This is a genomic window from Helicobacter mehlei (assembly GCF_007280785.1).
GTDB lineage: Bacteria > Campylobacterota > Campylobacteria > Campylobacterales > Helicobacteraceae > Helicobacter > Helicobacter mehlei.
In genome coordinates, this window is the sequence record NZ_VKGC01000005.1 from 1 (window position 1) to 14932 (window position 14932).

Annotated in this window: 17 protein-coding genes and 1 pseudogene; 11 read left to right on the forward strand and 7 right to left on the reverse strand. The window is 45.1% G+C overall.

The window, feature by feature from the left end:
• The 4 genes and pseudogenes from FNE76_RS02920 to FNE76_RS02935 all read right to left on the reverse strand — a co-directional run.
• Positions 1-353 (reverse strand): annotated as a pseudogene (locus FNE76_RS02920) (hypothetical protein); the annotation flags it as partial.
• A gap of 111 nt (positions 354-464) precedes the next feature.
• Positions 465-1700, reverse strand: a complete 1236-nt coding sequence (gene mqnF / locus FNE76_RS02925; protein ID WP_185962978.1) for an aminofutalosine deaminase family hydrolase — start codon at positions 1698-1700, stop codon at positions 465-467.
• On the reverse strand, positions 1681-2946 hold the full coding sequence (locus tag FNE76_RS02930) for an amidohydrolase family protein (protein WP_120948050.1): 1266 nt from the start codon (positions 2944-2946) through the stop codon (positions 1681-1683). The genes mqnF and FNE76_RS02930 overlap by 20 nt, the downstream gene beginning before the upstream one ends.
• 9 nt (positions 2947-2955) lie before the next feature.
• On the reverse strand, positions 2956-3687 hold the full coding sequence (locus FNE76_RS02935; RefSeq protein ID WP_120948049.1) for a cytochrome c biogenesis protein CcdA: 732 nt from the start codon (positions 3685-3687) through the stop codon (positions 2956-2958).
• 95 nt (positions 3688-3782) lie between these two features.
• Between FNE76_RS02935 and FNE76_RS02940 the strand changes: the two genes are divergently transcribed.
• The 11 genes from FNE76_RS02940 (at position 3783) to FNE76_RS02990 (ending at position 12202) form a co-directional block, all read left to right on the forward strand.
• The gene (locus FNE76_RS02940) at positions 3783-5192 is read left to right on the forward strand and encodes a DEAD/DEAH box helicase (protein WP_120948048.1); all 1410 of its coding nucleotides are present in this window, start codon (positions 3783-3785) and stop codon (positions 5190-5192) included.
• A gap of 1 nt (position 5193) precedes the next feature.
• Positions 5194-6114, forward strand: coding sequence for a branched-chain amino acid transaminase (locus FNE76_RS02945; protein WP_120948047.1), 921 nt, complete (start codon positions 5194-5196; stop codon positions 6112-6114).
• A gap of 11 nt (positions 6115-6125) precedes the next feature.
• Positions 6126-7232, forward strand: coding sequence for a prohibitin family protein (locus tag FNE76_RS02950; RefSeq protein WP_120948046.1), 1107 nt, complete (start codon positions 6126-6128; stop codon positions 7230-7232).
• Between the two features lie 16 nt (positions 7233-7248).
• On the forward strand, positions 7249-7776 hold the full coding sequence (locus FNE76_RS02955) for a DUF2393 domain-containing protein (protein ID WP_143928368.1): 528 nt from the start codon (positions 7249-7251) through the stop codon (positions 7774-7776).
• A 75-nt stretch (positions 7777-7851) separates the two neighbouring features.
• Positions 7852-8343: a flavodoxin gene (locus FNE76_RS02960; RefSeq protein ID WP_120948044.1), complete on the forward strand. Its 492-nt coding sequence runs from the start codon at positions 7852-7854 to the stop codon at positions 8341-8343.
• Positions 8344-8399: 56 nt separating this feature from the next.
• Positions 8400-8969, forward strand: coding sequence for a hypothetical protein (locus tag FNE76_RS02965; RefSeq protein WP_120948043.1), 570 nt, complete (start codon positions 8400-8402; stop codon positions 8967-8969).
• 143 nt (positions 8970-9112) lie between these two features.
• Positions 9113-9565: a TonB-system energizer ExbB gene (gene exbB / locus FNE76_RS02970; RefSeq protein WP_120948042.1), complete on the forward strand. Its 453-nt coding sequence runs from the start codon at positions 9113-9115 to the stop codon at positions 9563-9565.
• A 3-nt stretch (positions 9566-9568) separates the two neighbouring features.
• Positions 9569-9958: a TonB system transport protein ExbD gene (exbD, locus tag FNE76_RS02975; protein WP_120948041.1), complete on the forward strand. Its 390-nt coding sequence runs from the start codon at positions 9569-9571 to the stop codon at positions 9956-9958.
• A complete protein-coding gene (locus FNE76_RS02980) occupies positions 9924-10781 on the forward strand; it encodes an energy transducer TonB (protein WP_185962979.1) in 858 nt (285 codons plus the stop codon). The genes exbD and FNE76_RS02980 overlap by 35 nt, the downstream gene beginning before the upstream one ends.
• 69 nt (positions 10782-10850) lie before the next feature.
• Positions 10851-11039: a hypothetical protein gene (locus FNE76_RS02985; protein WP_120948040.1), complete on the forward strand. Its 189-nt coding sequence runs from the start codon at positions 10851-10853 to the stop codon at positions 11037-11039.
• Positions 11039-12202 carry an HP0729 family protein gene (locus tag FNE76_RS02990; protein WP_120948039.1) on the forward strand — a complete coding sequence of 388 codons (1164 nt, stop codon included), beginning with the start codon at positions 11039-11041 and terminating at the stop codon, positions 12200-12202. Before FNE76_RS02985 ends, FNE76_RS02990 begins: the two co-directional genes overlap by 1 nt.
• A gap of 35 nt (positions 12203-12237) precedes the next feature.
• On the opposite strand, the gene FNE76_RS02995 is transcribed toward FNE76_RS02990, so the two are convergent.
• From FNE76_RS02995 to FNE76_RS03000, 3 genes are read right to left on the reverse strand one after another with little or no spacing between them, the layout of a single operon-like run.
• On the reverse strand, positions 12238-13872 hold the full coding sequence (locus FNE76_RS02995) for an FtsK/SpoIIIE domain-containing protein (RefSeq protein ID WP_235895352.1): 1635 nt from the start codon (positions 13870-13872) through the stop codon (positions 12238-12240).
• Entirely contained in the window at positions 13839-14690 is an 852-nt protein-coding gene (locus FNE76_RS08510) for an ATP-binding protein (protein WP_235895353.1), read from the reverse strand. Before FNE76_RS08510 ends, FNE76_RS02995 begins: the two co-directional genes overlap by 34 nt.
• Before the next feature lie 8 nt (positions 14691-14698).
• Positions 14699-14932 carry a hypothetical protein gene (locus FNE76_RS03000; protein WP_120948038.1) on the reverse strand — a complete coding sequence of 78 codons (234 nt, stop codon included), beginning with the start codon at positions 14930-14932 and terminating at the stop codon, positions 14699-14701.

Below are 14932 nucleotides of genomic sequence, written 5' to 3' on the forward strand. Positions count from 1 at the left end.
TACTTTTGTTCCTTTGTCAAGTGTTTTTGTAATGCCAAGCATAGGGCATTGTTAGATTTAAAGGTTTGGAGTTGGTCTTGCGCGTCTAAAAAGAAACAAGGCTTATTACTCACATTGACCAAGCGCAAAGCTTGGATATAGGTTTCAAGCGTGTCTTTATCATAAGTATTCTCTTCAAAGAGGCGCAAACGAGTTTGTTGGGTTGTGGGGCTAAGGTCTTTACCCAAGGGCATGTCAAACTTCCAAACTAAAAGATTAAAGGCGAAGTCCCACTGCGCGTATCCGATTGCTCCTCCCCAGCAATTCTCTTCGGTAAGGATACAAGCGTGCGTGGCTAGCTCGTAATCTTGCACGATCTTAGGGATAGGGGTTTTCTCTTTGTCGTGTTTATCCCAAATGCCCTCTTCATAATTATTATAAAAAGCAGGCGGATCTTTAAGCCCTTGTGTTAAAGATTTTTGCCATTAGTTCTTTGCTTGCCATATAACCAACTTTCCCCCCACATACACGACTTTGGCTTTTTTGGCGTGCAAAAGCCAGTTGAGCGCATCAGCAGGTGTGCCTTTGCCCTTAAAGCTAAAGATCGCCAAATCGGCTAATTTTCCTGCCTGCAAGCTCCCATTATTCAAGCCCAATGCCTGAGCGGCATGCCAAGTTGCACTCAGGATAAGCTGGATGGCTAATTCTTTCAATGGGGCTTGATAAGCAAAAAGGGCGGTGCGTAATTCCTCTAAAAAATCTAAGTTGTAGTTGGAACTTTTACCATCGGTGGCGATGCTAAGAGGGATACCTAGTTTTTTAAGTGGGGTTGGGTCTAGCACTTGCCCGCTTAATAAGCGGTTAGAACGGGGGCAACTAATTAAGGTCAGTTGGGCGGTTTTTTTAGCGTATTTTAAATGTTCTTCTTTAGCAAAAAGCCCATGCACAAGCAAGAGGCGTTGATTTTTAAAGAGGTCTAAAAATTCCGCCACGCTGTGATACAGGGGCTTGGGGTTGGGCACGCCTAAAATGTCCGTATAAAAGCGCGCAAACCAGCCCTTTTGTTGCTCTAGCCATTCTAATTCGGCTTGGGATTCTAAAAAATGTGCCGAAATAACGGGGCTTTTAATGGTGCTTAAGACCTTTTTGGCTAAATCTTTATGTACCGAGTAGGGCGCATGGATGGCGATTGCGGGCGTGAATGTAGGGCTTTTATGTTGCAAGGAGAGAGCATGGCGTTCTTGGAAAGTTTGCAAAGCGGGCTCAATGGGTGCACTGCCACCAAGCAACTCATCAAAAAACACCACCCTTAGAGGGGAGTTGGCTAGCAAAGTGCGATCCAACCCGTAGCTACTAATTGCCCCCACGCTTGCCACCCCGCTTTTGAGCTGTTCAGCGATGGCTTGTTGGATACTTTTATGGGAGTGGCGTAATACGCGATCGCGTTGTTGGATAACACTGGTTAGCCATGCCTCAAAACTCCCATACGCAAAGCTATCTTGCTGGTTAGAAAACTCAAAATGCACATGGGGGTTGATCAAAGCGGGCAAGAGGACACAATGGGGGTAAAACACGCTCAAGGCTTTAGGGTGTGAATCCACCAAGTGCGCATAATCCCCCACTCTGGCAATATGCCCCTCTTGGATTAAAAGTCCGCTATTTTGAAGAATGCTAAAATTAGGATCGCAGACCCAAAGCCAGCTAGCTCCGATGATTTGCATAGACAATCTGCTCTCCTTGTAAAACCCACTCCACACACCCCTGTAACATTTGCCCCTCATAAATGCTGATCGGGTTGGAAACTTTAAAGGTTTGCTCTAAATCCACCAGCATTAATCTAGCTTGCTTGCCCACAGCCAACACGCCATAATCTAGCCCTAGCAAGCGTGCTGGGTTGGTGGCCATCAATTCTACCAGCCGTGCTAGAGTGGTGATTTGGGACTTGATCAAGAACGTATAGGCTAGCGCAAAACTCAGATCAATGCTATTCATCCCAAAGGGGGCATCTTCAAAGATTTGCACACGGGGGGTATGGGTATAGTGTAGGCTGGTTAAGATGTCAATTTGATCCAAATGTGCTTGTAATTGCTCTTGGTGGGCTTTGCTTTTGAGGGGGGGTAAAATCTTGCTACGGGGATCGTAATGTTTATAAATGCTCTCATCTAGGATCAAATGGTGCAAGGGGGTTTGCACCCACAAAGGCGCGCCCAAAGATTTAAAGGCTTGGGCTACTTGCAACGCATCTAACTCCACCACGCTATCAAGCAACACGCTTAATTTTGTGTGTAAAGCTAACCCAGCGTATTTGCCCACTTCTTTAACTTGAATCAAGCGGCTCACAGAGGGCAAACCCAATTCATAGGCTAAGGGGCTTTCATCAAGCATCGCCAAACTGGATCGCCCCTCATACCCACGCACCCCACACACCAGGGGCAAGTTTAACATTTTGGCATAATCTAGGGCGGGCAAAAGTTTTTGCCCCTCTATATTGTAAATGTAGAGACAAACCTTTGTACGCTCTAAGAGTTGATCGCAAAGCATGCTCAAGTTTTGCAGGCGTTGCTGGCTGTTGAGCGGATGCAAACAAAGCAAATCCCCATCAGCTAGGGCTCTTTGCACCGCGCCATAGTCTAGGGGATTTAAATTGTCTTGGTGATCCTCAAACACGCTTAAGGGCTCCATGCGGGGCTCGCTGAGCGAGTAAAGCGGGGCTAGAGGGATTCCCATTAAAGTCCCCACACCTCCCTTATAGGCTTGTTGCTTGAGCTGGGTATAAGTGGAGGTGTTGAGATTGTGTAAAAACACACCTAGATCGATCAAACTGGGTAAAAGGGTCTTGTTTTGGCAATCTAGCACCACCTCATCTGCTTTAGCTGGCAACTGGGGGCTAATTTGGGTGATCACCCCCTCTAAAACCCGCACGCATGTAATTTCCCCATTTTCTAACCTGGCATTTTGGAGCAACATCACACTTCCTTAAAATTGCAACAAAAATGCGCCCAGATCGTCCATCTTGCCACTGATAATCAATGCGCCCATCAACACTAAGACAAGCCCTGAGGCGATCTCAAACCAATGGGCGTAACGGCGTGCTTTTTTAAGCATTTCTAAGGCTCTTTGCACCATCAATGCCACCACTAAAAAGGGCAACCCAAAGCCCACAATGAACACAACAAGTAGTGCCATCCCATAGACTTGTTGCGAGCCACTTAAAATGACAATACTGGTAAAAATGGGTCCAATGCATGGAGTCCAACCCAGAGCAAAGCCCGCCCCTAAGATAAAGGGCATTAATGCCTGTAAGAATTTATTTTTAGATTCAAACGAGAGGTTAAAATTTTTGGAGCGGTATAAAAAATTAAAACGCAAGATGCCCAAAAAATGCAAGCCAAATAAGATCACAATCCCCCCAGAGACATAACGCACCCATGCACCAACTAAATAATTGTGCATGATTTTAGCCATGGATGCACCAATGAGCCAAAAGATCAGCCCAAAGCCTAGCACAAACAAACAAGCCTTGCCCAACACCGCAAAGCGGTTAAACTGGCCACTCTTAAGCTCATCTAGGGAACTTTGGGAGATGTAGGACATATAGGCAGGGAGCAGGGGCAACACACAAGGGCTTAAAAAAGCCAATAGCCCCGCTAAAAAAGAGGCAATAAGAGGCATGCGATCAAAAATAGAGAGCAAGGCATCATCAAACATTCAGTTATCCTGCTAGAATTTCTGATATAATACTATGGATTTATTTAAAACTAAGATCGCGATCAAACCTTAAAGCAAGGATCAAGAAAACCCCCATGCCAGAACAAAATCCCACCCCTCAAATTCCCCAACCATCAGATATTGTACCCCGTTCTTTTAAAGATTTGGGCTTGAACTCGAGGATTTTAAAATCCATCGCCGATGTGGGTTTCACCCAGCCTAGCCCCATTCAAGAAAAGGCAATCCCCGCTGTCCTAGAGGGTAAAGATGTGATTGCCCAAGCCCAAACAGGCACGGGCAAAACCGCCGCTTTTGCTCTGCCCATTATCCAAAATCTCAAAAACGACAAGAGCATTGAGGCTTTGGTGATCACACCCACTAGAGAGCTAGCCATGCAAATTAGCGATGAGGTCTTTAAGCTGGGTAAAAATTCCCGCACCCGCACCATTTGTGTTTATGGCGGGCAAAGTATCAAAAAACAATGCGAGCTTTTGGAGCGCAACCCCCAAGTGATGATCGCTACGCCGGGCCGCCTCTTAGATCACCTCAAAAACAAACGACTCAAGAACTTCTCCCCTAAAGTGGTGGTGCTTGATGAGAGCGACGAGATGTTAGACATGGGCTTTTTAGATGATATTGAGGAGATTTTTGACTACCTCCCCAGTGAAGCGCAGATTTTGTTATTCTCCGCCACCATGCCTCCACCCATTCGGGATTTAGCCAACAAGATTTTACAAGACCCCATCTCCATCCACATCGCCCCCACCCATGTCACCAATGCGGACATCTCCCAACGATTCTATGTGATCAACGAACATGAACGCAACGAGGCGATCATGCGTTTGTTGGACAAAGAAAACCACACCAAGAGTATTATTTTTATGCGTATGAAACGCGAAGTTGATGAGTTGCACCAATTTTTGAGTGCCAAGGGCTATAAGAGCACACCCCTACATGGTGATATGGAACAACGCGCGCGTCGTGAGTCTATTCAGGCCTTTAAGACCAAGCGTGCCGATGTGTTGGTCGCTACCGATGTGGCTAGTCGGGGCTTGGACATTAGCGACGTCAGCCATGTGTTTAATTACCACTTGCCCCTCAACACCGAAAGTTATATCCACCGCATCGGGCGCACGGGGCGCGCGGGCAAAAAGGGCGTGGCGATCACTTTAGTAACCCCTTTAGAGTATAAAGAACTTTTGCGCATGCAAAAAGAGATCGGCTCTAGCATTGAGCTTTATGAAATCCCCAACATGGATGAAGATCGCTTAGTGCAAGCCTTAAACAAAGTCGATGTGGATGCGGAAGTGGTGAGCTTGTATGAACAACTCACCGAGCAATTTGAGCCCTCTCAGCTAGTTTTAAAGCTCTTGAGCTTGCAATTTAAAAGCCACAAGATCAACCTAGAGGAGGTCCTCCACACACGCACAGCCACGCCACACGCCTCTAAGGGCAAATTTAGCAAACCACACGGGCGATCTCATAAAAACCGCACGAGGAGATAACATGCCAATCCCAGCTACTTATGCCAACTCCCCCTATATTTGGCAAGATGGAAAATTAGTGGATTTTAAGGATGCTACTATCCATGTTTTGAGCTATAGCCTGCACTATGCCAATGCCGTTTTTGAGGGTATCCGTGCCTACAAAAGCCCCGAGGGTATGTTCGTCTTTAGACTGCACGATCACCTCCAACGACTCCTAGACTCGGCTAAAACCCTGATGCTAGAGATTCCCTATAGTTTAGAACAGCTCGAACAGGCCACTCTAGAACTTTTAAGGGCGAATCAATGTGGTGAAGATACCTATATCCGTCCCTTAATTTTTATGGGTTTGGGGACTTTGGGCGTGTGCAACCCCACCCCCCCCATCCATACAATCATCGCTTCTATGCAATGGAGAGCGAATGAGATACATGGTATTAAGGTCAAAACCAGCTCATTTAGTAAGCCTAGCGTGCAAGCTAGCCCTAATCGCGCTAAAGCCAGTGCGCATTATCTAAACTCGCATCTAGCCAAACAAGAGGCTTTGTTATGCGGGTGCGAGGAAGCCTTGCTTTTAGACACACAGGGCTTTGTGGCAGAAGGCTCGGCTGAAAGTTTGTTCATTGTTTCTAAGGGGACACTCGTTGCCCCGCCTTTGGATTCAACTTTGGATTCGATCACCCGCCAAACCATCCTAGAGTTAGCCCACCACCTCAAAATCCCCACTTTGCAAAGACGCTTGGTGCGTGAGGAAATTTACACGGCACAAGAAGCCTTTTTTGTGGGCACGGGGGCAGAGATCACGCCCATTAAATCCCTAGACTTTAGAGAAATCGGTAACCCCAATAACGCCCCCATCACCCAAGCCCTATCCAAAACTTATATGCAACTTGTCAGAGGACAACTCAATCATTTTAATCACTATTTAACCCCCTTGAATTAAGAAGGAAATGAATGCCCATTGATCTAAACGAGCACCTGAAGCGCAAACAGACCCCTAGCCCTGAAAATAATACCCCCAATCATCCAAACCCACCCAAGAGCAACAACCCCAAGCCCCCCACCTTGCCCTCTAATTTTTTGCAATCTAAACGATTTACAAGCCTGATCATTGTCATTATCGTGGTGATCTTGCTCATCTTGGCCAAACCCTTCATGGTAATCCAATCGGGTGAAATTGGCATTAAAATCACGGCGGGTAAATACGACCCCATTCCCCTGCAACCCGGGATTCACTTTTTTATCCCCATTGTGCAGGATATTTTGGTGATCGATACGCGCGTGCGCACCATTAACTTTTCCCGCACAGAAGATATGGGCATTGTGGGCAAGAATCAAGGGATTTTCCGCAACGACGCGATCAATGTCATGGACTCTAGGGGACTCACGGTTTCTATCGAGCTCACCGTGCAATACCGCCTAAACTCTCAAACCACGCCCCAAACCATCGCCACCTATGGCTTGAGTTGGGAGCAAAAAATCATCAACCCGGTGGTGCGCGATGTGGTGCGCTCGGTGGTGGGGCGCTACCCAGCTGAGGATTTGCCCATTAAACGCAACGAGATTGCCGCCTTGATCAATACCGACATCAATAAAGAGGTCTCTAAGCTCCCTAACTCTCCGGTGGAATTGACCTCTATCCAGCTACGCGAAATTGTCTTACCCGCTAAGATCAAAGAACAGATTGAAAAAGTACAGATTGCACGTCAGGAATCCGAGCGAGTCAAATACGAGGTGGAACGCGCCAAACAAGAAGCCCAAAAGGCGGCGGCCTTGGCTAAGGGTGAGGCAGATGCTAATCGCATTAGGGCACAGGGTGTTGCCGATGCGATCGTGATTGAAGCTAAAGCTAAGTCGACTGCTAACTTGAACATTGGGCAGAGCTTAAATGAACGCCTCTTGCAATTACGTCAAATTGAAACACAAGGACAATTCAATGAAGCCTTGAAAACGAATAAAAATGCCCAAATCTTTTTGGTCCCCGGTGGTGCCGTGCCCAATATCTGGCTAGATACTAAAAGTAAGCCCAAAAGTCTAGCTGGGCATGTTGAAGGGAAATAACTAGGGCGTAAGTTGCATGGAGAGCATTTTATGGAGTATCCAAGAGCACTTGCGGATTTTTTGGAATTACACCAGTTTATTTGCGGTGGTGATCTTTTGTTTGCATTATGCGTTTTTTCTTTGCTTTTTTATCTTGGGATTGGCGGTGCGTGGGTATATTGCCACTTTTTTGTACATGCTCTCTTTTATCTGTCTTTTTGGTGCCCCCTTTGGCGTGCATTATCTCCTAGACCAACAGCTTTTTAAAATCCATGCTCAAGTGGAGCAAGCCTACGCCTTTACCTACACCGATGCATTTGAGGCTAGAGTGCAAATCACTAATGAAGGACGCATGACAATCCACCAATGCGCCTTGCGTTTGGATGTGCTCAAACCAGCAAGTAACAAGCTTCAAGAGTTTCTCTACCAATGGCTTTTTGAGCACACCTATATCCAAACTTTTAAAGTGGTCCTAGCCCCCAAACAAACACACCTCTTTAGCCTGAGCATTGAGCATTACCCCTATAAACAAACTCCCTTCAAACTCTCTAGTGCTTGTTATTAATCTGAGATTCCAAAAATTTGGATAGAATAGCACCAAGCCAGCTTTGGCTTGGAAATTATCAATCAAAGGAATGTTATGGCAGTTGGTATTTTTTATGGGACGGATAGTGGTAATTCTGAAACCATTAGCAACAAGATCGCAGGGCACTTTGGTGGTGCAAAAGTCTTTGATGTGAGCAAAGCCTCTAAAGCCGATTTTGATAGCTTTAGTTCTGTGATCTTGGTTGCACCTACAGCTGGTGCGGGTGATTTGCAAGCCGATTGGGAGGAATTTTTGGGGACCTTGGATGATGCGGATTTTGCTAGCAAAACCATTGCACTTGTGGGGTTAGGCGATCAAGACACTTATTCAGATACCTTTGCGGAAGGCATTTTCCATATTTACGAAAAAGCCAAAGCGGGTAAAGTTGTGGGCTTTACTTCTACAGATGGTTATAATTTTGAAGGTTCTCGATCTGTTGAAAATGGTAAATTTGTCGGCCTTGTTTTAGATGAAGATAACCAAGATGACCTCACCGATGGGCGCATTGAAGCGTGGGTCAATGAAGTCAAAGGTGCGTTGAGTTAAACCCAACTTGCAGTTTTTCGCAAAATTCGTTAGAATGGGGCCAAAAAGGATTTTTGATGTCTCCACAGTACAATGTGCGTTTTCTCTTAGCTTCTAGCGTTTTAGGGGCTTTGATTTGGAGTGCTTGCGCCTCTAGTCCCCAGAAGCGGGTTTTTTTGCAAAACATGCCCAGATGGATGATTGAAGATCAGAGTATGTATGTCAATCGGGGAATTGATAGCTCACATATCATCGATGGGCAAGTGGTGCGTTCTGAGGGCATTGCTAGAGAGCGGGCCAGATTCCGTGTCGCCATCCACATTGCTAACAAAATCAAAGAGTTTTACAAGCAATCTCAGAACGCCCGGCAAAAGCCCTATGATGAGGTAATTTTTACCCAAATCACCCAAGCCATCGCAGCCAGCCTCGATCAGGAAGTCCAATTAGGCGAATATATCAACCCTAACAACCAAGAGGTTTTTATGCTTGTGCGTGTTGATGGTTATCAACCCGCCCGTTTAGAACGCTTGTTGCTTGATATCAAGGCCCTGGATGTTGCAACCGTGCGTCTTATTTTGGCTAAGGTCCAGACTATCTTCAAAGCCGCTTTGAGCTATGACGAGGTGGAAATCCCCAAAAGCATGTAGTTTTTAGGGGGGTGGGGCTTAAAATAAGAAGAATAGTTATATCTATTCTTGTTGTTATAAAAAAAACTTTTATATTGACTTTTTATTACAAAGACAATACAATACACACTTCAATTTTCTAAGATTAGAATAGAAGGATGGTTATGGGCGAAGGATTCTCTGTCAAATTGGTGGGCGAATATGTGGATATTGGCATCTTCACGGCTTTGGGGATCATGAGTTTTATTGCGCTGTGGTTCACCATTGAGCGCATTATCTTTTATACGAAATTGGATTTCAATCTATATGAAGACCCCGAAAAATTGGATTTGGACTTGACCAAAAACCTCACTTCGCTCTACATCATCTACTCCAATGCCCCCTATGTGGGGCTTTTAGGGACGGTTTTAGGTGTGATGGTTACTTTTTATGACATGAGTACGAGCACCACTGGGCTAGATGCTAAGGCAATCACGCTGGGCTTATCTCTAGCCCTCAAGGCTACCGCTTTTGGGTTACTTGTGGCAATCCCTACCTTGATGGTGTATAACGCCTTGCTCAGAAAAGTAGATGTGTTATCCGAACAATTTAGGCTTTTAACCAAAAAGAAGGCCTAGGGCATGCGATCTAGAATACGGCGCGGTGATGGACTCAATATTGTCCCCTTTATCGACGTGATGTTGGTCTTGCTTGCCATTGTATTGAGCGTCTCAACTTTCATCGCGGAAGGCAAGATTAAGGTTAGCTTGCCCAGTGCTAGTAGCGCGCAAAAACAACAAAAAGAGGAGAAGAAAATCACCATTGTGGTGGATAAAGCCGATGGGATTTACATTGATGACAAGCCCAAGAGTCTAGAGGATTTGCGTGCCCTCATTGCCAAGACGGACCCTAAAGTCTTAATAGACTTGCGGAGCGACAAAGACTCTAAATTTGGGACTTTTATCAACATTATAGACATTCTCAAAGATCAACATCATGAAAACTTCTCCATCTCTACAGAAAAAAAGTAAGTTTTCAACAAGTGTTAGTTTTGCGATTACGGCAGTCCTTTATGCCGTTGGGCTATGGTTTATCTTTACAAATGACCCTTTCAAGGTGGAGAATCTAGCCCAAGCAGGTACCCAGAGCATGACCATGAGTTTGGCAAGCATTGATACACGCTCCCAACATCTCCAGCACGCCGAATCTACACCCCCCACCCCCAAACCCATCGAAAAACCCAAGCCTAAACCCAAACCAAAACACCATGAGAAACCCAAACCTATAGAAAAACCCAAACCAAAACCCCTCGCTAAACCTGAGCCCAAACCCGAGCCTAAACCGGAACCTAAACCTGAGCCCAAACCCGAACCAACACCCAAACCCGAGCCCAAACCGGAACCTAAGCCCGAACCAACACCCAAACCCGAGCCCAAACCCAAGGAGGAGAGCCAGCAAGAGAGCGCACACAAGCAAGTTAAACCCAAGCAAGAGCCTAAAGAGAATAAAAGACAAGAAGAATCCAATAAAACCACTGAAGGCGCACAAGCTAACCAGCTAGCCTACAACCAAGGCGTGAGTAATGAGTTTTTGATGAAGATTCAGATGGCAATCTCAGCTAAAAATAAATACCCTAGAATGGCTATGATGCGCGGAATTGAGGGAGAGGTGTTGGTGGAATTTATTTTAAACACCGATGGCACCACCACAGACATTAAGATTTCCAAAAGCTCAGGTTCTGATATTCTCAACCATGCTGCCTTGAATGCGGTTAAAGAGGCATCTAGGTCTTTCCCCACCCCCAAACAACGGGTGCGTTTGCGAATCCCCATCGCCTACACCATCAAGGAATAGTTTAAAAACCCCTTCAAAGGGTTTGATTGCCATTCTCGTTATAATCATGCAAGATGTCAAGGAGTTTTGATGCCTATAGCCCCCAAACCGGTTAAATTCATCTGTTCTTGTGGGTATTCTAAGGTGGTGTCCTTTAAGAGCGATTGCCTGAGTGGGGCAGATTTGGCCCAAATAGGCAACACCTGCCCTAAGTGCAACAAAGAGATGCAAAGGGGCACACCCAGTGTGTTTGATCGCCTTTTTAAAGGGGTTTGGTGATGCAAAATTTACTTGTTCTTTACAACCCCTTTTATAAAACTGATGTGATTGAAGCGCACTTGGAGACTCTCAAAAAGGAGGGCAAAGTCGCCTTTGGCAAAATCCGCCCTAAAACTAAAGACAAAGAACACAAATTCCCTGAGAGTTTGGAGCGTATTTATCAAACCACCAACCCGGACAATTTTTTACAACTTTTTTTAACTGATTTTGCCAACTTATTTGTGGCCAAGGTGGAGGCGGTGCAACACAACTTGGGTCAAAGCAAAGCCCCAAAGTATTACAAAGATGGGAAATATGATGTGGAGGCGTGGTTTATGATCACAGATATACAAGAAATAGAGCGCAATGATTTTGCCACCATTCGCGATTGCCACTTGTCCAATTTTATCACTCCCGATTATGGCAACCACACTTTTCGAATCTATGGCAATGACTACGATTACCCCTTGCGTATCGAGATGAAGGAGGAGCGGAATTATTTTGAAAGTCCGCAGAAGTTTTATCACTATGTCTTTAAAAGCAAGCGTTTTTTAACCATCAAAGAGCATTTGATCAATTTGAGTTTTGGCGAACATGCCTACAAACTCCACCATTTGAGCCTAGATAATATCATCTATGCTGAAATGGAATACCAAGACAACAGGCAAGACCCACTTTATGATTTTAGTGCGGTGATGGTGCGTTATTCTAAAATCCTAGAGCAAGAGATATATCTTCTTACAAAAGACATCGTGGCGTTTTTAAGCCATGTCGATCCGACGATCCTAGAGTTGCGTTATGAATCGATGAACCGATCGTATCTTCTAAGTGGTTTGTTTGGCAAAAAGGGTCAAAAGCCCAGTCTACATGCCCATAGTAAAATTTTAACCCTCTCTCAAATCCAAAATTTACGCTCCAAATTACCCCCCTTTGTGGCTGATTTTGGCTTAGGAGAGCTCCCACAAGTCTTGCAAGATTTTACCTTTAAACGCAATAAAGGCGTGCATGAAAGACCTATCAGCCTACAAGAGGTCAGCGGAGTGCGGGTCAAAATTCTAGGGGTTGCCCATGATAAGAGCTTGGTAAAAAGCTTGCTAAAATGCCTAGTCCAGTGCCGTTTAGAGCTCAAAAACCCCGTGCCTTATTCTCAAGGGAGTTTGCGTACTGTAAGCACCCGTGCTTAAAACCCTGACCCTTAGGGTTTCAACCTATGGAGGTGCTAGGATTTTTGATCGAGACTATAGGGTCTAAAATCCCTCCATTGATCGGCTGTCTTATCTATAAAACGCGCGTTTATAGGGCTTAGTTCAGCTTTGGTCTCCCTAGGACTAGCTTTTTCTAAATTCTCTTTGTTGCTCTTAAAGACAATGCGGTAGTGGAAATGATCTAACATAGGCTTGAGATCATGATTACCCATAACATTTTTAAGATTGCTGGCAAAGACAATGAAGTGCTGTTCATTATCCATGGACTTCTCTAAAAATGCCTGCCACATACCTAGAGAACCGCCCCTGCTACGATGTAAATCTGTTGCCTCATCTAAAGAGTCGATGAGAATAAAGCTACCCGGTGCTAGATTCTCCGCAAAAAGCTGGGCGTTGGTGTGGGTAACTACAATCCCAAAGGGTTGCAACACAGAGGCATGGCTAGCGATCTGTTTGCTAGCGTTGTAGTAGTAAAGTTGTTTGCCAGTTACTTGTAAATTTTTGCCAATAATCTGAAGCCAAGCAATTTGGGTGGCTAGATCATGGCTCACCATGAGCAAATGGGATTGTGGGGCATCCTCAAAGCGCAAAATAAAGTCTTTCCCCTTATAACCCGCATCCACGCCTAGCTGTAAAGCCGCACCCTGCACTTGCAAACTTGTAGGCATCGTAACTGGGAGTTCGCCATTGTAAAGCTCGTGCTCTACAGGCTTTGTGCCTCTCTCTTGGGTGGCTTTGATGGTTTCTTGAATAAGGGCAGGGAGTTTCTCATTAGCTGCATAGGGGATAGTCATAGATACATGGCAAATAGGATGTCCGCCATTGTTGTTGTAAATGCCCTCTGGGTTGCCCTTAAGGTGGCAAGCCATATCATCTCTTAAAACTGACATGCTATCCTCTGCATCCATTGCCAAAGCCACACGATTGCCAATCTGGGCTTTCATGCTCTGTGGGATATTAGTTCCACGCATGGTTTGGGTAGAAAAGATGAAGTGAATCCCATAACTACGCCCTTTTTTGAGCAACCTGCTCAACAAGTCCGATACAGAATCGCCCTCTTTCATGTTCAAAAAGAGTTCTTGAAACTCATCAATCACCACCACTATTCTGGACATAGATTGCTTGGCATTGTGGCGGTAGCCCTTAAAGTCTTTGACTCCACACTCCTTAAATTTCTCCGATCGCGCAACCATCTCATTATTGAGCGATGCTAGAAACTCGATCCCAAAGGATACAGAAGCCTGCACACTCACCAATTCAGCATGTTCTAAGGTCGGGTTGGCATAGGCATTAAATTCTACGCCCTCTTTATAATCTAGCAAGAATAAGCGTAATTCATCTGGGGAGTAGTAAAAGGCTAGATTTTGGATCAACACATTTAAAAAGTTGGATTTTCCGCTCCCACTACGCCCACATACTAAAGTGTGGTGCTGGGTTTGATCCCCCCCAATCTCAAATAAAACTTCTTTGTGATCGCTATTCCAACCAATGGGCACGCTCACAATAAAGGTGCTTTGCTTGCTCCAAAACTCCTTAGGTCTTTGCAAGGTATCAATTTCGCGCTTAACTTGCTTGCGTTCGCTATAATATTGTTCCACTTCGTGCGCAAAAGCGTTTAAATGCTCTTGAGACACGCTAAAATCATGCACCACATTAAATCGACATGCTCTAAGTCAGCCACAGCTTCAAAGTCTTGCCCATAATTTTCTAAATATCCCATTAAGGCTTTAAGTCCAGCAGAAGCCTCGCCCTCACTCTCACTATGAATAAAGCTCAACACCCCATTAGCCGGTCCAAAGCGCACAATTTTTTGCAAATAATACAAGCTCTCCCCATCCAGCGCATCCACCCCACTTAAAAATAACGCACGCACTTCTAAAATATCCGGGTTATTGCGGTTAAAGTGCATAAAATCTCTGTAGTTGGCTAGTTTTTCTTGTAAATTCACTTTCAAGTAATTATAAAGACTCTTTAAAGCCTCCTTGATCTCATCGCTCTCTGTGAGAATCTTCTGCTTGTAGATAAAGTCATTGTCTTTTTTAAGCAATCTTCTAGCCAGCGCAAAAATACCCCCAAGACTGAGCGCATCTACCAAGACCACTTCTAAATGCGTGAGGGGGATTGTTGAGATCAGGCGCATCAATGCCTCGCGCATAAATCTAGGCGTATTTGGGCTATTTCCAAAGAGAGCGGGTGGAGGAAAAGTATAGGTTTTAGGGGCATAAAAGGGCTCAAAACTCTCAGGGGTATGCCCATCACGCACTTCATAGAGTCCTAGGGCTAGAAAATCCGGATATTCTTTGCTGTGATTAACATGCAACTCCCCACCCAATTGGGGTTGAATCGCGCGCACCTGCTTGATTTGTGATTGCATATTGTCTAAGCTTTCTTGAATCAAAGATGCGGGCGCATTCTCAAAACGCACACTTTTGAGAATATCATCTAAATTTTTTAAGCTACGATCCATGCGTTCTCCTAAGGGTTGATATTTTGGGCTTGTTTGATCAAACCTCTAGCCTCATCTAAGCGGTTTTCAATCATCTGCTTAGTGTTGTTGATCTCGTATTCTAGGTTTTCTAAGCGGTTGGTGAGGCTACACATGGGGTAAAAGACCTCTACACTTAACTTGGCCCCCAAATCGTCATCCATCGCCTCTAAAAATTGCTCCTCTAGCCCTTGTAAAGTCTGTGTGCTCCCATCATAATGCAT